We start from the raw sequence: 18290 nt of genomic DNA, 5'->3' as shown, positions 1-18290 counted from the left end.
AAAAGACTGAACGGATTTGAAAGGATTTTTCATGAAACGATTGCTACTGCTGGCGGGCCTGTGGGGTATGGCCGGACTGGCCACAGCGCAGGAGCAGGCGCGCGTCATTTCTTCTACCCCCATCGTGCAGCAGGTGGCGGTACCGCAGCAAGTTTGCCAAGACCAAACCATCGCCACGGCACCGCGCACCACGGGCGGTGGTGCCGTGCTCGGTGCGATTGCCGGGGGCGCTGCGGGCAATACCATTGGTGGCGGCACGGGCCGGGCAGCCGCTACGGCGATTGGCTTGATTGGCGGCGCTTTGCTCGGCAACCAAATTGAAGGCCAAGGCCGCCCGCCCCAATACCAAGAGGTGCAGCGCTGCACCACCGAGACTTTTTACGAAAACCGTACTGTGGGTTACAACGTGCTGTATGAGTATGCAGGCCACCAGTACACCACGCGCACCGACCGCGATCCGGGCGGCTGGATTTCAGTCAGTGTGCAACCGCTGGCCGAAGGGCGGCATGGGCGGACTTATTCCACCCTGCCTGACGGCCCTAGCCAGCCAGGCAGGGTAGTCAACCGTCTCTACCGTGACGAGCCAACGCCACTGACGCCAGTCATCATCACGCCCCCCGTGACGGTGATTGAATACGACCGCCAGCGCGATTATTACCCCCCACCGCCCCCGCCACGCCCCTACCGTCATCACCGTGAAGATTGGCGTTAAGCCCTGCCGCTGTGGTTTTTTACGTCCCCGTCTGGGGGCTGTCTGTGTGGCGGCCTAAAATTGCAGCTTTACCCTTTGCGTTTGTTGCCCATGACCACCGAAAAAATCGACGGCGTTTCCGTTTCTACCCAAGCCAATGTGTACTTTGATGGCAAGTGCGTGAGCCACGGCATCACTTTTGCTGATGGCACGAAAAAATCGGTCGGTGTGGTGCTGCCCGCCACCCTGACTTTTAACACCGGCGCGCCAGAAATCATGGAATGCGTGGCGGGTAGTTGTGAATACAAGCTCGCAGGCAGCGACGCTTGGCTCAAGAGCGCGCCCGGCGACAAATTCAGCATTCCGGGCAACTCCAGCTTTGACATCCGCGTCACTGAGGCTTACCACTACATCTGCCATTTCGGCTAAACCCTTTTCCTCCGACAAGATTGAAGCCTATGGCCACCATTCTCCAAAACCTTCCCGTCGGCCAAAAGGTCGGTATCGCCTTTTCTGGCGGCTTGGATACCAGCGCTGCACTGCACTGGATGAAGCTCAAGGGGGCTCTGCCCTACGCTTACACCGCCAACTTGGGCCAGCCCGACGAGCCAGACTACGACGCCATCCCCCGCAAAGCGATGGAATACGGCGCTGAAAAGGCCCGCCTGATTGACTGCCGCACGCAACTGGCCCACGAGGGCATTGCTGCGCTGCAAGCGGGTGCCTTCCATATCAGCACCGCTGGTATCACCTACTTCAACACCACGCCACTGGGCCGCGCTGTCACCGGCACCATGCTCGTGGCCGCCATGAAGGAAGACGATGTGCACATCTGGGGCGATGGCTCCACCTTCAAGGGCAACGACATTGAGCGCTTTTACCGCTATGGCCTGCTCACCAACCCAGCCCTGAAAATCTACAAGCCTTGGCTCGATCAGTTGTTTATTGACGAGCTGGGTGGTCGCGCCGAGATGTCTGCGTTCATGACGCAGCACGGCTTTGGCTACAAAATGAGCGCCGAAAAAGCCTACAGCACCGACAGCAATATGCTGGGCGCTACGCACGAAGCCAAAGACTTGGAGTTCTTGAACAGCGGCATCCGTATCGTCAACCCGATCATGGGCGTGGCGTTCTGGAAAGATGACGTCGTGGTCAAGGCCGAAGAAGTATCGGTGCGCTTTGAAGAAGGCCAGCCCGTGGCCCTCAACGGTGTCGAGTTCAATGACCCGGTCGAGCTGATTTTGGAAGCCAACCGCATCGGTGGCCGCCACGGTTTGGGCATGAGCGACCAAATCGAAAACCGTATCATCGAGGCCAAGAGCCGTGGCATCTACGAAGCCCCCGGCTTGGCGCTGCTGCACATTGCCTACGAGCGCTTGGTGACGGGCATCCACAACGAAGACACCATTGAGCAATACCGCATGAATGGCCTGAAATTGGGCCGCCTGCTGTACCAAGGCCGCTGGTTTGATCCCCAAGCCATCATGCTGCGCGAGACGGCACAACGCTGGGTGGCCCGTGCTATCACTGGCACGGTGACGCTGGAGTTGCGCCGGGGCAACGATTACTCGATTTTGAACACCGAGTCGCCCAACCTGACCTACCACCCTGAGCGCTTGAGCATGGAAAAGGTAGAAGACGCACCGTTCTCGCCGCTAGACCGTATTGGCCAACTGACCATGCGCAACCTCGACATTGTGGATACCCGCGCCAAGCTGGGTATTTACGCAGACGCGGGCTTGCTGTCTTTGGGTGGCAATGCCGCGCTGGCACAACTGGGTAGCAGCGAGAGCAAATAAGCGGCTTAGCCCACCACTGCTTCAGAAGCCACCCCTGCGGTGGCTTTTTTTTGCCATACTGCAAAATTTACGGGCAAGACATGGATTTGAGACATTCTTTGGCGGGCCGAACCCTGCGTTTGGCTGTCTTGCGGATCAGCATGGTCGTGGTCTGCGCCAGCGTGATCTCTTATGTTCTCAACCGTTCTTTGATCGAAGACGCAGTGCGTGCCCAACTGCTGCTGTCTACTGAAAAAACCATCCAACGCGAATCCCTGCCCTTTCGGGAGATTCGCGAACTACAGCAAAATTTTCTGGCCGAGTTTCAGGCGATTGATCGCGATCCCTTGCAGCGTTTGGCGCTGGTGCGCAGTTTTGACGATATCTTTTACCGCCATGACGATGGTTCTTATACACAACGTCCTGGCCTGTTTGAGGGCCAGCCGTTGGGCGATGGCAGGCGCTTTGCCCATATGTCGGCTACTTATGCGCCAGATATTCCGCCTTCAGACGATGTGAAGGCGCGTTTTGTTCTGTCTTATCTGCTCTCGCACAAATACGGCTCAGTGACCCAAGGCCGCTTGTTCAATTTTTATGGCGTGCTCCCGGAAAAGGGCTTTCCGATTTATCAGGCTGCCGACATCGCCAAAGTCTTTAGCTATAGCGGCCCGCAAGCACTCCAACTTGAAACCTATGAGTTCTATACCCGTGGCTTTACGTCGAGCAAGTCCGATACGTTCTTAACGCGGATGTATTTTGACTCCTCCAACAATGCTTGGATGACGACGATGGCGACACCTGATGTCGTTGAGGCAAATGGTCAGCACCGGATTTTGGCCTGTGTGGATATCTTGCTTGATGACCTGATGGAGCGTTTGGCGCGCCCTTCGATTGAAGGGGCTTACAGCACCTTGTTTTTGGCCGATGCCGAAGGCACATTGATGTTCCATCCGCAGCAGATGGAGGCCATCAAGCAAACCGAGGGCAAGGCGTCGATCCAGTCTCTGCATCTTGGGGCGTATCACCCCTTGTTGCACACCGGGGGCCAATTGGAGCCGGGCAAAGTGGTGTTGGTGGACACCCCGGATGACATCGTGGCTGTGGGCCGGATTCCAGAAACCCCCACCATCTTGACGATCCACTACCCCCGTGCCTTGATGCAGCCAGCTATTTTGCAGAATTTGGCCGTGGTTGCCGCCTTGGGGTTGGTCACTTTGTTGGTGGAAGTGTTTCTTTTGCGCTCCATCTTGCAAAATCAGGTCACGCGCCCGCTACAGCGGCTGATGCGGGCCACACGCGCGGTGGGGGCCACCGCCGAGCTAGAAAAATACGATCTTCCGGTGCAATCTGAGGATGAAATTGGCGAATTGGCTCGCGACTTTACCCGCATGTCGGAGCGTATTTACGAGGCCCATGAGCGCTTGGAGTCGATGGTGCAACAGCGCACACTGGCCTTGGAAGAAGCCAATCAAAAGCTCGCCGCTTTGAGCATCACGGACAGCCTGACAGGTCTAGCCAACCGACGCCACTTTGACAAGGTACTGGGCGAGGAATGGGGTCGTGCCATGCGCAGCGGCAGCTACATCATGCTGGCGATGTTGGACGTAGATTGGTTCAAAAAGTACAACGACCATTATGGTCACCAAGCTGGCGATGAATGCCTGCGGTGTGTGGCCCACAGCATCCAAGCCCATGCCAGCCGGGTAGGTGATTTAGTGGCGCGCTATGGTGGCGAGGAGTTTGTGTTGATCGTCACCAGCACTAATCCAGACGGGGCGCAGGCGTTGGTGCAATCGATTTGCCAAGCGGTGCAGGCGTTGCAATTGCCACATTTGCTGTCGCCCTTTGGCGTTGTGACTGTGACTATTGGTATGGCAGCCACGGTGCCGCTCCCCAGTGACCAGCCCACCGATTTACTCCAACAGGCGGATGCTGCTCTCTACCGGGCCAAAGAAGCTGGACGCAACCAAGTGGTGCAGGCATGAAAAATATCCAACGCAGTCTAAGATTGATCTGTTCCATAGCACGGCAGTGTATGAAGACCAAGCTATTGCCCTGCTAGCACAGGCAGCCCAAGCCGCGAATGTGCGCCTGCGTGTGCTGTGGGATCAGCGCGATGCTAATGTATGGTTTTGCGGTCCGGCAGGTTTTGGCAAAGCTCTGTGCCAAGACTTGATAGCGCTGGGCTGGCCCGCGCACCGCTTTCACCAAGAGCTTTTTGCGATGTGCTGAGGCTGCATGTAAGGCGTTATGGTATCAAGTCACTGCGCGCAAAGTTTTGGCGGCAGCCACCATATTGCTCAGGGCCGGAATCACTTCGGCCCACTGCCGCGTCTTGAGGCCACAATCGGGGTTGATCCAAAGCCGTTGGGCAGGAATATGTTCTGCAGCCTTGCGCATGAGATGAATGATGTGCTCCTGTGTGGGGATATTGGGCGTATGGATGTCATAGACGCCCGGCCCGATCTCGTTGGGGTAGTTGAAATGCTTAAATACCTCTAACAGTTCCATATCAGAGCGTGACGTCTCAATCGTGATCACATCCGCATCCATTGCGGCAATGGCAGCGATGATGTCATTGAACTCTGAATAGCACATATGGGTATGAATTTGTGTTTCGTCCCGCACGCCGTTGGCAGTGATGCGGAACGACTCCACCGCCCAGTTCAGATATTCTTGCCAGAGGGATTGGCGCAGCGGCAAACCTTCGCGTAGTGCTGCTTCGTCGATCTGGATAATTTGCACACCTGCGGCCTCCAAGTCCAGCACCTCTTGGCGAATGGCCAGTGCCAACTGTTTGCAAGATTCAGACCGGGGTTGATCGTCACGCACAAATGACCAATTGAGCATTGTTACCGGCCCGGTTAGCATACCTTTCATAGGTTTTGTAGTCAGTGATTGGGCATAGCCAATCCACTCTACTGTCATAGGGTGGGGTCGGTAAATATCACCAAACAGAATCGGTGGCTTCACACAGCGTGAACCATAAGACTGCACCCAGCCAAACTGGCTGAAGGCATAGCCTTCAAGTTGTTCACCAAAATACTCCACCATGTCGTTGCGCTCGGCCTCACCATGCACGAGCACATCCAGTCCAAGGGCTTCTTGTTCATGCACGCTGCGAGCAATTTCAGCCTGCATGGCGGCCTTGTAGGCTTCTGTGGTGCATCGACCTGCCTTGAACTCGCTGCGGGTGTGGCGGATGGCTGCAGTCTGTGGGAAGGAGCCGATAGTAGTGGTTGGATAGAGGGGTAACTGCAACAAGGCGGCCTGCTTGGGGGCGCGCTGGGCATAACAACTTTCACGCAGCCCCATGTGCTGGCTGATACGCGCCACGGCAGATTGGACGGCTCGATTATGAACACGAGCCGATGTACGCCGTGCCAGCATATCGGCTTGGTTGGCTGCCAAAGCATCTTTGACAGCATGGCGACCATCGCGCAAAGCCGTAGCCAATAATTGCAGCTCGTCGAGCTTTTGGAGCGCAAAAGCCAGCCAAGAGCGAACTTCGGTATCCAACTTTTGTTCGTTCGCTAAGTCCACAGGTACATGCAGCAAAGAGCACGACGGTGCCAGCCACAAACGGCTCCCCAACCGTTGAGCCAGAGGCTCGAGCCAGTCAAGCACTGCGTTCAGATCTGTTTTCCAGATATTGCGGCCATTGATGACGCCTAAGGACAACACCTTGTGCGCTGGCAACAAATTTAACAGCGGCACAATGTCGTCTCGTCCATTGACAGCATCCAGATGCAGTCCAGCCACAGGCAAATGTGCTGCTAAGTACAAATTCTCTTGCAACGGGCCAAAGTAAGTAGCCAGTAGCAATTTGACACGGCAGCTTTTGAGTTGGTGGTATGCCGTATTGAAGGCATGTTGCCAATCGGCATCCAACTCGGTCACGAGGATGGGTTCATCTACCTGAACCCACTCCACCCCTTGGGCTGCCAGCGTCTCCAGCAACTCGGCATAGACCGGCAGCAGGCGTGGCAACAAGGCCAGTTTGTCGCAGCCGTCTTTGGCTTTGCCAATCGCCAGATAAGTGACAGGGCCAATGATGACTGGCTTGGCTTGGACGCCTTGGGCTTGCGCTTCGGCCAGTTGTGCCAGCAGGCGCGAAGTGTCGAGCTGGAACGGGGTAGTAGCGGTAAATTCTGGGACGATGTAGTGGTAGTTGGTATCAAACCACTTGGTCATCTCGCCAGCAGCCACACCACCACAGCAGGTACTCGATGCCTCACTCACAGGTGCCGAACGCCCACGAGCCACACGAAAGTAATTGTCCAAGGCATCGCCCTGAAACCCGCGTACCCGTTCGGGCAGATGGCCCAGCGTGAAGCCCATGTCCAGCACCTGATCGTAGAACGAGAAATCACCGACCGGCACCAGATCCAGACCTTTTTGGTTTTCCCAGTGGCGTTGGCGCAATTGCGCCCCTAACTGTTGCAGAGCATCCAGCGAGGACTCGCCCCGCCAGTAAGACTCCAGTGCGAATTTCAGTTCACGCTGGGCGCCAATGCGGGGAAAGCCAAGATTGTGGATGGTTGTCATAGGGATCGTCCTTCAAAACAGAGAAGCACCGGATCGTAGGTAAGATGATCTATGAAGTAAAATGGTATTATTTCAACAATACATGAAAAATATTCATTAATATGCTGGAGCGCATCCACCTGACCATCGTGCGGGAAGTTGAAAAGCAAGGGTCACTGACTGCTGCGTCTCAGGTGCTGTGCCTAACGCAATCGGCCTTGAGCCACAGCATGAAGAAGCTCGAGCAGCAATTGGGTACGGCTATCTGGCTGCGTGAGGGGCGCAGCTTGCGTTTGACCCAGGCCGGGCAATATTTGTTGGCCGTGGCCCATCGGGTACTGCCGCAACTGGAGTTGGCCCAAACACAATTGCAACAATTTGCCCAAGGCGAGCGTGGCACACTGCGCATTGGCATGGAATGCCACCCTTGTTACCAGTGGTTGCTGAAGTTGGTCTCGCCCTACTTGGCCTCTTGGCCGGATGTGGACGTAGATGTGAAGCAAAAATTCCAGTTTGGGGGCGTGGGTGCCCTGTTTGGGTATGAGATTGACCTACTGGTCACGCCTGACCCCTTGCATAGGCCCGGACTGCAATTTGAGCCGGTATTCGATTATGAACAGGTGTTGGTGGTAGGGCGCGAGCACCCCTTGGCACAACAAGCCTATGTAGAGCCAGAACAACTGACACGCGAGGTACTGCTCAGCTACCCCGTGGGCTTAGAGCGCCTAGACATTTACACCCGTTTTTTGATGCCCGCTGGCGTCACACCCTACCGGCATAAAACCATAGAGACCACCGATATCATGTTGCAAATGGTAGCCAGTGGTCGGGGCGTAACTGCCTTGCCCCGCTGGCTGGTGCTGGAATATGTGAGTAAAGTTAATATCGTGCCTATGCAACTGGGGCCGCATGGCATTGCCAAGCAGATATTTCTTGGTACACGCATAGTTGATTCACAGATTGACTATCTTCAGGCTTTCATTGCACTGGCCCGAGGATTGACCATGCCTCAAACCGAAAAAACTGTTTAATCAGTACTTTGTATGGTATTTTGATCGACCTACATGCAGTTCACGTCCACAGGTCTCGCTCTTACTCGTCGCCATGCTTTGGCAGCTTTGGCAGCCACAGGCTGCGGTAGCTATGCCCATGCACTTACAGGCACCTCAATTACCAATGCCCCCAATTTTGTTCTTCCCAGTCTCCAAGGACAAACCATTGCATTAGAGCGGTTGCGTGGGGCCGTGGTGTGGTTGGACTTTTGGGCATCCTGGTGCCCCCCCTGCGCACGCTCGTTTCCTTGGATGCAATCTATGCAAGCGCAATGGGGCGCACAAGGTTTGGAGGTGATTGCCATCAATGTGGATCGGCGAGCCGAGGATGCACTGAGTTTTTTAAAGAAGTTTGGCTCGCAATTGGCCGTCGCGTTTGATGCTCAAGGGAACACGGCCCGCAGTTATCAAGTCAAGGTGATGCCTACGGCATTTCTCATTGATCGGCAGGGCGTGGTACGCCACATCCATACAGGGTTCAAGGATTCAGATGGCGCAGACTTGAGTCAACTGATAATCCAGTGGATCGGGAAGTAGTTGTAAAGGCTGTCAGAAGTGATAGGCCCAGCCTAATGCTAAACCAGTGCGGTGCTCCAATTGAACCCCGTTATAGGTATTGCGCAATGGTTGCATCCATTCCAGATGAAATTCACTGCCTTGCCAGATTCCAGAAGATATCTTGTATACGGCACCCAAACCCAGCTGGTTGAGGCGTCCGCCGTAGTTGATAGGATTATCTGTAGGCGAGGTGGTTACCTTTACGTCTGCGTACTTTCCCTGAATAGCGCCTTGACGTGTGTGTTGCCATCGGCCCGTCAAGGTTAAAGAGGGTATGATTTGACGTGTAACCCACGCATTAAGTTGTAAGGTATTGCCTAACGCATAGCCTTGTGCATTGGACGATTGTAGGCGCTGTGCTCCATGTATCTGTGCACCCCAGCCCCACGGGCCATGCGTCCAACTCCAAGTGGAGGCAACCAACAAATCCCAAGTTCCGCTGCCCAATTGCATGCTGTAATCTACTAGAGGGGGATCTACTTGGTGTGTACGGCGCATTCGTAGTCCACTGGCACCTGTTGGCGCACTCAGTCCCACGGCCCAGGTGTTGAGTGATTGCAAACTGCTACTACCCTTAACTACGGCATAGATGTGGGTATCACCTAATCCACCTGTTTCATGGCGGCCTTCATGTATTTGGGGTTGCTCTAGGGTAGCTATACTTGAACCGATGCGGCGTGAACTCATTGCCATGTCCATGTAATGCGACATCACCATAATATTGAGTTGTTCACTAATACCCGTCATGAATTCCAGCATATGCATGTTCATGCGCATACTCTCAGGGCGTTGCAGACAGGGTATTGAACCACAACCTTGGGCTTGCAGTTGTGTATCACTGATGCTTGCTCCCCCTGCATTGAGTAGTCTAGGGCCTTGGTGTACCACTTGCATTTGATGCCCCATCCGCCATTGGCCAGGCTCCATCCAATGTCCGAAATGCACTCCGGGAGGCATTGCCACATCCGTATGGGTATGGGTATGGGTATGGGTATGGGAATGGGCGTCGAGCGATGTGTGATGGGCTGGTTTATCGGAGGGATTATTATGGCGTGCATCCAGCGGATCATCTAAACGGACAGTGAGTCCCATGTAGGCTACCATCCATCGCAAATCGGCAAAAGATCCCAGCCCGCCACCGCCCGCCTTGAGCTTTCCCGACTGGTGCGTCCAGTCCAGCCCCGCATACCAATGCACTCCTTTGCCCAACTGGCGCGACACCCCCAGCCCAAACGATAGATTGCCAAAGCCTGCCAATCGTGTGTCGCTGGAGTAGTGGGTTGGTAGCAGCGCTGGGTTGAACGAAGTGACAATAGGTTGTCCATCCCCGCCGAAAGCGACTGATCGGTAGGCTTGCCGCGACACCAACCAAGGTGTATAAAACTGGGCAGCAGTTTGGGTGTAGTAACGCAGCCTTGGTGTGATTTGCCAGCCATCTGAAAACGGCTGTGCCCATTGCCCCTCTAGTGAATGAGATCGAACGGCCCAATTGTCCCGCGAATGGTGCCAATTTAAACGTAGTGCGGCGTCAGTGTTTTCGATGTAACGTAGCCATTGAAGTCCGAATTGCCACTGGCGCCGATGTGAAGGCCTCTTTTCCATCAGCGCTTGTAAATTGGCTGGCACTGGCCCTGAACTATGGCTTAGGGCAACTGGGTCGATAAACAGCGCGCTCACTGCTTTGTAAGGGTTAGAGAGGTACCCTTGTTGGTTAATGACCCCTATATTGGCCTGCAACACCGATGTGGCATTCATTACCTGCACGATGCCCAAAGACGCACCTGTATCATTGCGCTGTTCTTGTAGAACGCTGTAGCTGCCATTAGACCGAATACTGTTGCGCCAAGCAGTGGTGTTCAGGTAGGGGGTTGCATCATGATCGAGCGTGGCATTGACGCGCTGGTGTGTGAATTGAAGCGCTGCCGTGAACGTGGTCTGTTGATCCTCGCCAAGGCTCCAACTGTGGCTACCACGCACAGTGCCAGATGCGTAGTCACGCTCCTGTGACAAGCCCAAACCCACTTGGTGTACATCTGTGTTGCTACGCGTGCGCAGGTCAAGGTCTAGTTGTCGCCGTGTCTCTGGGGATGCAGAACTATACGTATGAACGGGCTGATCCAGTAGTCCTGTGACTTGGCCTGTCATGGCATCCACAGCCAATGGCCTAAGTTGGTGGTCTACCAACACTCGCCCTGTCACCATGGGTGATGCGCCCACCGTAATCAATTGTCCAGGAAGGCCCGTTTGTACTGGTCGATTGCTGCGTGCGCTGCTCGGAGCTGTTGCCACAGGGGTGGCACCTGACCATGTGTCTTGTGTGGCACGAATGCCCAAATCTATGTTCTCGCCCAGTGTGATCCATCCTTGGGCCTGAAGGGTATCGACTTTGAGAGGCGTTGCGTTCCAAGCACCTACTGCATCCCGTCCTTGCTCGCGCAGATGCGATCCCTGCACAGTGAATTGATCATCTTTAGCCTGTACAGGCTCATGCCAAGCAATACCTGGTAGAGCTAAGGCAGCTGCTGTCAGCGTCTCCAGAAACCGCCCAGTGTGGAACGATGGCAAAACCGAGTTAGGGGGGATGCTATCAGTATCTGAACACATAGAAGATTTGCACGACAGTCTGAACTTGTCAGTAGCACCCACATCCACCACCCTCGCTAGCGGGGGCTGAAAATCCCGCCTCACGGCTCGACTGCACATGCGAGCGCAGAGCCGTCGCGGGGTCTCCTTCAAGTGACATATGGGGTTTGGCTAGCAGCCCGCGCTCCCAAGGTGCAACCGTGGTGCTACAGGCTACCAGAGTGCAAGCCAAACTGCATGCCCACACTATCCGCCAAAAAAATCTACTCGTATTGATAAACGATGCCATCGGTACCGGTGTGAATCTGACCACTAGCATCCATGCAGTGAACCGTCAAGGTGTATTGCAGAGCACCTGCACCAGCCTTGTTGATTAGCAGTTGATAAACACCATTTCCGCCACGCACTTGAATAGATGGGCTGGCTTGGTTATCACCACTGATGGTGTCGGTAGCGTGAGCAGCAGATTGTCCCTTAATTATTTGCACATTCAATAAAGGAGCATTGAGTGTGTTATTTCTGACATTGGCTATAAGGTGATCTGAGTCATACCCCGCATCGTTGGAGCAAATAACTCCGACATAATGGGTGATGCCTGGTGCAGCACTCATAGGTACATCGAAAGAATGTGCTTTTGCCAATAGTGGTGATAATAAAAAGGCCGCAACGAATGAAGCCTGATTCCAACGGCGGAGAATGTGTGTAGTCACGGAAGCCAATAAAATTATTAAGGTAGATATCCAGGGATGCCTAGGTTGGCATCAATGTCCGCAGGAGATGGCGTTAGGGTGATAGTGTACCCTGCTCCACAGGAGCTGGGCAGAGGATTCTTAGTTAAATCACGATTGATAGTCAGTGTGGCAGGAGAGCCAATGCCGTCTATATTAGGGTTGGAGTACTTGGTTGTGACGGAAGGAATCCAAAGGTTGGCCGCGCCATTTGGTGTGCAAATATCAGCGATGGCCACCTTAATTAGCAATTGCTTGGCGCAGGAGTTGGATTTAAATGTGACACCTGCGGTGCGGAAAGGAACTAGGCCATGCAAACTCGGATCCAACGAGCCTTCAGTGTTTGCAAAACCAATAACTTGTCCAGCAGCGTTCTTTTTCTCAGCTTGCTTTGAGAAAACATTGCGGTTTTGAATGAGTTGTGCAATATTAGCGAAAGACTCAATAGATAGGGGATTTTCTGTGATTGTTTCAGATACAGCACCACTGACTGTTACGATTGGGTTGACAGTAGGAAACAATACACTTTGCGCAATAACAGGGATAGAAACGCCGTTGACGGTACAGCCATGACCAATGACTACATTGTTGTAGGTGGTCGTGCCTTCTGTTGCTTGAGCTTGGATCGTGGTGTGTGCTACAGCACTCTGGGCGACAAAGGCACCAACGACAGCTAACGTACGAACAGAAGCAGAAAACTGGGACATAAAGGAATCCTTGGGTAGCGGTGAGTGCAAATGTGGCGCGCGCAATGTCTACAGAAGCTAGCTCTGCGTCGCAGTGGCAAATGGTAAGGGATACTGGGCTGGCACAGGTGCGGCAAATTGTCGCATGTCGGTGTGGATCAAACGCCTTGATGAGCAAGCCCAGAGCTGCTACCTACAGCGCCATCGGTGGTGGCCCACCAGCATGGCCAACCAATATCTCGCAACCAAGCAGGGCCTTCTTCTTCTTTGAGCAAAGCTATAGTGGCAGCACTGCCTGCCATGACACATAACGGAGACCACACGGAAACAGCAGCCATAACACGGGTTGGCCAGCCAGTCAAAGGGTTTAGGATATGTCCATATCTTTTACCTTCTAACCACACACAACGTTCGTAATCGCCACTGCTGGCCAATGCTCCATAAGATATGGAGATTTGCGTCAGAGGGTAGTCCTTATCCCATGGACTACGAATGCCAACTTGCCATGGCTCTCCATTGGGCTGGGGGCCGATAACGGCCAAATCACCTCCCAGATTGACAAAACCCGATGTAATACCTGAATTTCGGCATAGTGTGACTAGTCGATCTACCGCGTATTCTTTGACAATACCTCCTAAATCCAGAGTTAGACCAGGTGTTGGGAAGTCCAAGCAGTGTTCATCCCATTTTAAGCGGTGCCAACCTACTCTTAACAAGACTTGATTGATATGTGCCTGAGATGGCAAATGATTTAGACCACGGTGCCACACTTCTGTTAATGTACCAGAAGTGATATCGAACAGGCCTCGGCTTTCATGGTAGCATGTTTGGGCATAGTTTAGCAATGTGCGGGTCTCATCATCGACTACTACCATACCTCCGAAAGCTGCTATTTTGTTAATTTTACTCAGGATGCTATCAGCGCGATATCGTGAATATTTCGCCTCTAATCGTTCAAGCTCGGCCAAAAGATCATGAGCAAGCGTGTGCAAATTTTCTTGCGAAGTGCCGTGTATGGTAAAGCTGCAAGGAGTTCCTAGAGCTGTGAAATTACGTGCAATACAGTGCATGGAGAGTATACAAAGCAACAGGGTTCTTTTGCATAGCAGTTGCCTTATCTTTATTCTGGAATAAGTTGGTTTTTTGTATCGTCATATACCAAGCTATTCGTTTGCCGGACGCTTCAAAAGTTTGCGTTGCAAGGTACGCCTGTGCATCTTTAATGCACGTGCCGTGGCAGATATATTTCCATTATGCTCCAGTAGCACACGTTGGATATGTTCCCACTCCATTCGATTCACTGACATCGGTGCAGGTAATGGTATCCGTTCGGGTTGGGGAAGCTCCGACACAAAGGCATTGAGTATCGCCGTCACATTGGTTGGCTTTGCAAGGTACTGCACCGCACCAAGTTTTATGGCATCTACAGCCGTTGCTACGCTGGCATAACCGGTAAGCACCACGATCTTACAGTGGGGCACAATATTCAGTAAAGGTTGAATTAAACCTAACCCAGACCGGCCATCCAGATTTAGATCAAGAACAACGCGCTGTGCACCAAATTTTTGAGTCATTGCCAACACATCATCATGTGCATAGCAGCCCAAGGCATCCCAGCCGCGTCGGGCGAGCGAACGCACCAAGACAGCGTTGAATGTTGGGTCATCATCTACCACCAAAATACGTTCAGTCATTGGGTCTTCATCCGGCCACTGGCAGCAGAATATCAACCTGGGCACCTTTGTTATTGGGCCGGTTACCCAGATTTAACTTTCCTCCCATGCGTTCTATGGTTGCTCGTGCTAGCATCAAACCATAGCCTTGTCCCAACGGGGGGGTAGCGATGATACCAGTGGAGGTGCAACCTTGGCTTGCTAATATAAAGCCAGGGCCGTGGTCAGAAATACTGATTTGTAGGAGTTGATGTTTACTGGGGGCCATGCAGTAGACCAATATAGGGCCTCCAGCACGCCATGCATTATCCAAAATATTGACCAATGCCTGTTCTAAGGTGGCCTCGCAGACAATGGTGGCATACTGGGCCTCAGATATATTTAGCTCAACGGCACTGTCGGGCAAGGCACGCATAGCACGCCAGCGTGCCAGAACTTCTATCAGCCATTCACCTACCACTACAGATTGGGCACCAGCAGAACGAGAAACTTCAGCACTATCGGTAAGGCTCCCAATGATTTGTTTACACTTTGTTACCTGACTTTCCAGCAAATCGAGCTCCTGTTCGATCTTTGGCCCAATATTGGGAAAATCTCGCAAATCTTCAATGATTACCGCCATGGTTGACAGCGGAGTACCAAGCCCGTGGGCTGCACCTGCAGCCAAGGTTCCAATGGCGACGATACGCTCATCTCGTAATGCTTGCTCTCGCGCTTGGCTCAGTTCAGTGGCTCGTTCCTGCAAAGCATGGCACAGACGTAAAACCAGCCAAACAATCGAGATGGTTGATACGACAAAAGTGATCCACATTCCCGAGAGATGGAGGTTGCTCGCATTGTCTGGATCATGTACATGAAGCGCCACAAAGTGGGTCATGAGCCACGAGTAACTGACGATGGCAGCCAGTGCTATGCAGATGGACTGGGTATGTGACAAGCTTAACAGCCCTGCAACCACGGGCAGCAATAGTATCGAGACCAAAGGGTTTGTAGCCCCACCGGAGAAATATAACAGGCCGGTCAGGCACATCAGATCTAGCCAAATACCGATCAAAATATCTTTACTGTTAGCTTGCCCACAGTGGACACGCCAAATAGTAATCACGTTGCACAGCAGCAATAGTGTAGTGATCGTCAGTATAGGGCGGAGGGGAAGCTGGATGCCGATAATTTCTTTTGACACCAATAGTATTGCAATTACAGATCCGATAAATCCCCATCGCACGGCGGTTAACCGCCCCAGCACCAGCGCTACCAAAGTTAATGGAACCATTCCATCAGTATCCGGGCCTGTTGTACTACGCATGTAGCCACCCAGAGAAATGTGCTGTATGTGCGGTAGTGAACAGGATCAATTGCATTGTTCGAATGGGTTCGTAATCAATTTTCGAAAAAGCGGCGAAATCGGATAGTCGGCATCACTCCTTCCCAAAGCCGTTTTTTGAGACGGTGCGATGCTAACTCATATCTTGTGAACAAACTTCTTCGGTGCTCACTGTGAGGGTATTGCTTGCAGCCGGTGCCTAAATTCTGGCCCATAGCCCAACTGTAAGCGCCGCTCTGTCATCTCCAGCATTCGGTTGAGCATGGAATTCCAAGAGGCAGCCACGCTAGGCACCCCGTGTTGATGGGCATAGGCGCATAGCAGGTGGTGCAGTTGTACGGCCTCAGCCAGTTGTGGCTCACTTAGTACGGTGACGGTCATGCCCCGGCGCGGGTGGGCTGTCAGTAAGCCTTCGTGGTGCAGTAGTTTTAGCGCCTCCCGTACGGGGGTACGGCTGACGCCATAGGCTTGGGCCAGTTCACCTTCATTTACGGCCTCACCGGGTTTCAGGTCGTAGCACAAGATGCGCTCACGCACCCGGTCTGCAATGGCCTCGCACAATGCGCGGGGCTGAAGAAACTGTGTGCCCATCAAGGAGCCTCCGAGCGTGTTGTGTGTTTAGGCATAGTGTTTCTCCAATAAGTCCCAAGCGGGTTTACCCACCAGACGTTGGCGTTCAGTAAACGAAGTGACCAAGCCACTGGATTCCTGTACCTCTTTTTCGTCGCGCAATACAGTGAGGGCTTTTTGCATTCCGGCTACGGCTCCCTGCAATGCTGCATTGGCATAAAGCACCATACCGTAGCCCAACTCGCCCAACTGTTGCGCATTAAAGATGGGTGTTTTGCCACCAATAACCATGTTCATCAGTTGGGGTTTGGAGAGTCGCTGGGGGAGCGTACGCACCTGTTCCGCTTGAGTGACGGCTTCCACAAACAAAATATCGGCTCCAGCTTCGGCAAATTTCTGCGCTCGTTCCACAGCGGCTTCAAAACCGTGGATGGCAGCGGCATCGGTGCGAGCCATGATGAGGAGGTTGGGGTCGTGCCGGGCATCAACAGCCGCCTTGATTTTGGCCACGGCCTCCTCGGTGGAGATCACCTCCTTGCCCGAGAAATGACCGCAACGCTTGGGAGCCACCTGATCTTCTAACTGGATACAGTCGGCCCCTGCACGCTCTAGTGTGCGTACAGTGTGGTGAACGTTCAGCGCATTGCCAAAGCCAGTGTCGGCATCCACGATTAGCGGCACCTCCACAGCATCACGAATGCGTGCCGTGTGATCGGCAATTTCGTGCAAGCCCATGAAGCCTTGGTCGGGCATACCAAACCACATATTGGTGACTCCAGCACCGGTGATGTAGATAGCCTGAAAGCCCAAATCCTCAATCACCTTGGCCGACAGTGCATTAAAAGCCCCCGGTACCAGCAAGCCACAGCGGGCTTCTACTAGCGAGTGAAGTTGTTTGCGAGTAGACATGTTGTTTCCTGTATTCAAAAACTATTGCCGGGGACACGTACCCAGCCTTCCATCAAAATGCGGGCGCTGCGGCTCATCAATGCTTTGGTCACTTGCCATTGCTCATTGATCTGTTGTGCCTGTGCCCCGACTCGCAACGTGCCTGATGGGTGGCCAAAGCGCACAGACTGGCGCTCGCTACCACCTGCGGCTTGGTGAACCAAGGTGCCGGGGATAGCTGCCGCCGTACCAATGGCCACGGCAGCAGTACCCATCATGGCGTGGTGTAGCTTGCCCATAGACAGGGCGCGCACCAGTAGATCGATATCGGTGGCCTGCACGGTCTTGCCGCTGGATGTGACATAGTCTCTGGGCGGGGCAACGAAGGCAATTTTGGGTGTGTGTTGGCGCTGGGCCGCCTCAGTGATGTCGCCGATTAGGCCCATCTTGACAGCCCCCCAAGCACGAATGGTTTCTAAACGCGCCAGGGCTTGGGCGTCGCTATTGATGGCTTCTTGTAGCTCAGTACCGGTGTAGCCTATATCTTGGGCGTTGATAAAAATGGTGGGAATGCCTGCATTAATCAGTGTCGTCTTGAAGGTGCCCATACCGGGCACCTCCAGTTCATCGACAACATGGCCCGTAGGGAACATGGCACCGCCATTGCCGTCGCCCTCACTCTCGGCAGCCGGATCGAGAAATTCCAGTGGAATTTCAGCTGCCGGAAAGGTGACGCCATCGAGTGAAAAATCTCCTGTTTCCTGTACTAAGCTGTTGCTGATGGGTACATGGGCAATGATGGTCTTGCCGATGTTGGCCTGCCAGATACGCACCATGACACTGCCCTGCTGTGGGATGCGTTCCGGATCGATCAGGCCCATATGAATGGCACAAGGCCCTACTGCAGCCGACAGATTGCCACAATTGCCACTCCAATCGACTAAAGCCTGATCGATGGATACCTGACCAAACAGATAGTCCACATCATGGTCTGCCCGGCTGCTGCGTGAGAGGATGACGGCCTTACTCGTGCTTGATGAAGCATTGCCCAGACCATCAATTTGCTTGCCATAAGGGTCTGGACTGCCGATGACGCGCATCAGCAAACGGTCGCGGCCTGGGCCGGGTGCTTGGGCAGATACAGGTAAGTCCCTAAGAGAGAAAAACACGCCCTTGCTGGTGCCGCCGCGCATATAGATAGCGGGAATACGGATTTGTGCAGTAAAGGACAT

Annotated in this window: 18 protein-coding genes; 7 read left to right on the top strand and 11 right to left on the bottom strand. The window is 53.6% G+C overall.

Annotated elements, in window-relative coordinates; translation table 11 throughout:
* Positions 1-31: 31 nt before the first annotated feature.
* From BMX55_RS04065 to BMX55_RS04045, 5 genes are all read left to right on the top strand, one after another.
* Positions 32-712, top strand: a complete 681-nt coding sequence (locus BMX55_RS04065; RefSeq protein ID WP_091453325.1) for a glycine zipper 2TM domain-containing protein — start codon at positions 32-34, stop codon at positions 710-712.
* A 90-nt stretch (positions 713-802) separates the two neighbouring features.
* A complete protein-coding gene (gene ppnP / locus BMX55_RS04060; protein WP_091453322.1) occupies positions 803-1120 on the top strand; it encodes a pyrimidine/purine nucleoside phosphorylase in 318 nt (105 codons plus the stop codon).
* 29 nt (positions 1121-1149) lie between these two features.
* Positions 1150-2490: an argininosuccinate synthase gene (gene argG / locus BMX55_RS04055; protein WP_091453318.1), complete on the top strand. Its 1341-nt coding sequence runs from the start codon at positions 1150-1152 to the stop codon at positions 2488-2490.
* An 80-nt stretch (positions 2491-2570) separates the two neighbouring features.
* Positions 2571-4454, top strand: a complete 1884-nt coding sequence (locus BMX55_RS04050; protein ID WP_091453315.1) for a GGDEF domain-containing protein — start codon at positions 2571-2573, stop codon at positions 4452-4454.
* Positions 4455-4500: 46 nt separating this feature from the next.
* On the top strand, positions 4501-4701 hold the full coding sequence (locus tag BMX55_RS04045; RefSeq protein ID WP_091453312.1) for a hypothetical protein: 201 nt from the start codon (positions 4501-4503) through the stop codon (positions 4699-4701).
* Between the two features lie 24 nt (positions 4702-4725).
* On the opposite strand, the gene metE is transcribed toward BMX55_RS04045, so the two are convergent.
* The gene (gene metE, locus BMX55_RS04040) at positions 4726-7017 is read right to left on the bottom strand and encodes a 5-methyltetrahydropteroyltriglutamate--homocysteine S-methyltransferase (protein ID WP_091453308.1); all 2292 of its coding nucleotides are present in this window, start codon (positions 7015-7017) and stop codon (positions 4726-4728) included.
* Between the two features lie 101 nt (positions 7018-7118).
* On the opposite strand from metE, the gene BMX55_RS04035 reads away from it, so the two are divergent.
* Entirely contained in the window at positions 7119-8027 is a 909-nt protein-coding gene (locus tag BMX55_RS04035) for a LysR family transcriptional regulator (RefSeq protein ID WP_091453305.1), read from the top strand.
* A gap of 33 nt (positions 8028-8060) precedes the next feature.
* The gene (locus BMX55_RS04030; RefSeq protein ID WP_091453302.1) at positions 8061-8585 is read left to right on the top strand and encodes a TlpA family protein disulfide reductase; all 525 of its coding nucleotides are present in this window, start codon (positions 8061-8063) and stop codon (positions 8583-8585) included.
* 12 nt (positions 8586-8597) lie between these two features.
* Here BMX55_RS04030 and BMX55_RS04025 read toward each other — a convergent pair whose 3' ends face one another.
* From BMX55_RS04025 to prpF, 10 genes are all read right to left on the bottom strand, one after another.
* A complete protein-coding gene (locus tag BMX55_RS04025; protein ID WP_177172818.1) occupies positions 8598-11252 on the bottom strand; it encodes a DUF3570 domain-containing protein in 2655 nt (884 codons plus the stop codon).
* Positions 11239-11349: a DUF4266 domain-containing protein gene (locus tag BMX55_RS16905; RefSeq protein ID WP_218144458.1), complete on the bottom strand. Its 111-nt coding sequence runs from the start codon at positions 11347-11349 to the stop codon at positions 11239-11241. The genes BMX55_RS04025 and BMX55_RS16905 overlap by 14 nt, the downstream gene beginning before the upstream one ends.
* A gap of 103 nt (positions 11350-11452) precedes the next feature.
* Positions 11453-11899 (bottom strand): hypothetical protein, encoded by a 447-nt coding sequence (locus tag BMX55_RS16090; protein WP_143059573.1) that lies wholly within the window; start codon positions 11897-11899, stop codon positions 11453-11455.
* Between the two features lie 17 nt (positions 11900-11916).
* Complete coding sequence (locus tag BMX55_RS16085; protein ID WP_143059572.1) at positions 11917-12624, bottom strand: hypothetical protein; 708 nt, start codon at positions 12622-12624, stop codon at positions 11917-11919.
* Positions 12625-12761: 137 nt separating this feature from the next.
* A complete protein-coding gene (locus BMX55_RS04015) occupies positions 12762-13673 on the bottom strand; it encodes an FAD:protein FMN transferase (RefSeq protein ID WP_091453291.1) in 912 nt (303 codons plus the stop codon).
* A 93-nt stretch (positions 13674-13766) separates the two neighbouring features.
* Positions 13767-14297, bottom strand: coding sequence for a response regulator transcription factor (locus BMX55_RS04010; RefSeq protein WP_091453287.1), 531 nt, complete (start codon positions 14295-14297; stop codon positions 13767-13769).
* 7 nt (positions 14298-14304) lie between these two features.
* Positions 14305-15549 (bottom strand): sensor histidine kinase, encoded by a 1245-nt coding sequence (locus tag BMX55_RS04005; RefSeq protein WP_177172817.1) that lies wholly within the window; start codon positions 15547-15549, stop codon positions 14305-14307.
* Between the two features lie 219 nt (positions 15550-15768).
* Positions 15769-16191, bottom strand: coding sequence for a GntR family transcriptional regulator (locus BMX55_RS04000; protein WP_091453280.1), 423 nt, complete (start codon positions 16189-16191; stop codon positions 15769-15771).
* A 27-nt stretch (positions 16192-16218) separates the two neighbouring features.
* Entirely contained in the window at positions 16219-17079 is an 861-nt protein-coding gene (locus BMX55_RS03995; RefSeq protein ID WP_091453275.1) for an isocitrate lyase/PEP mutase family protein, read from the bottom strand.
* 14 nt (positions 17080-17093) lie between these two features.
* Positions 17094-18290 (bottom strand): 2-methylaconitate cis-trans isomerase PrpF, encoded by a 1197-nt coding sequence (gene prpF / locus BMX55_RS03990; RefSeq protein WP_091453272.1) that lies wholly within the window; start codon positions 18288-18290, stop codon positions 17094-17096.

The sequence above is a fragment of the Giesbergeria anulus genome, assembly GCF_900111115.1.
GTDB lineage: Bacteria > Pseudomonadota > Gammaproteobacteria > Burkholderiales > Burkholderiaceae_C > Simplicispira > Simplicispira anulus.
The sequence above is the reverse complement of the archived record's forward strand: the minus strand, read 5'-3'. Positions and strand labels throughout refer to the sequence as shown.

Excerpts from the sequence above, each read along its gene's own strand:
- BMX55_RS04065 (WP_091453325.1), top strand. The coding sequence starts at position 32 with ATGAAACGATTGCTACTGCTGGCGGGCCTGTGGGGTATGGCCGGACTG.
- BMX55_RS04010 (WP_091453287.1), bottom strand. The coding sequence starts at position 14,297 with ATGACTGAACGTATTTTGGTGGTAGATGATGACCCAACATTCAACGCT.
- prpF (WP_091453272.1), bottom strand. The coding sequence starts at position 18,290 with ATGTCCTTTACTGCACAAATCCGTATTCCCGCTATCTATATGCGCGGC.
- BMX55_RS16085 (WP_143059572.1), bottom strand. The coding sequence starts at position 12,624 with ATGTCCCAGTTTTCTGCTTCTGTTCGTACGTTAGCTGTCGTTGGTGCC.
- BMX55_RS04015 (WP_091453291.1), bottom strand. The coding sequence starts at position 13,673 with ATGCACTGTATTGCACGTAATTTCACAGCTCTAGGAACTCCTTGCAGC.
- metE (WP_091453308.1), bottom strand. The coding sequence starts at position 7,017 with ATGACAACCATCCACAATCTTGGCTTTCCCCGCATTGGCGCCCAGCGT.
- BMX55_RS04030 (WP_091453302.1), top strand. The coding sequence starts at position 8,061 with ATGCAGTTCACGTCCACAGGTCTCGCTCTTACTCGTCGCCATGCTTTG.
- BMX55_RS04050 (WP_091453315.1), top strand. The coding sequence starts at position 2,571 with ATGGATTTGAGACATTCTTTGGCGGGCCGAACCCTGCGTTTGGCTGTC.
- BMX55_RS03995 (WP_091453275.1), bottom strand. The coding sequence starts at position 17,079 with ATGTCTACTCGCAAACAACTTCACTCGCTAGTAGAAGCCCGCTGTGGC.
- BMX55_RS16905 (WP_218144458.1), bottom strand. The coding sequence starts at position 11,349 with ATGTCACTTGAAGGAGACCCCGCGACGGCTCTGCGCTCGCATGTGCAG.
- BMX55_RS04000 (WP_091453280.1), bottom strand. The coding sequence starts at position 16,191 with ATGGGCACACAGTTTCTTCAGCCCCGCGCATTGTGCGAGGCCATTGCA.
- BMX55_RS04005 (WP_177172817.1), bottom strand. The coding sequence starts at position 15,549 with ATGGTTCCATTAACTTTGGTAGCGCTGGTGCTGGGGCGGTTAACCGCC.
- argG (WP_091453318.1), top strand. The coding sequence starts at position 1,150 with ATGGCCACCATTCTCCAAAACCTTCCCGTCGGCCAAAAGGTCGGTATC.
- ppnP (WP_091453322.1), top strand. The coding sequence starts at position 803 with ATGACCACCGAAAAAATCGACGGCGTTTCCGTTTCTACCCAAGCCAAT.
- BMX55_RS04035 (WP_091453305.1), top strand. The coding sequence starts at position 7,119 with ATGCTGGAGCGCATCCACCTGACCATCGTGCGGGAAGTTGAAAAGCAA.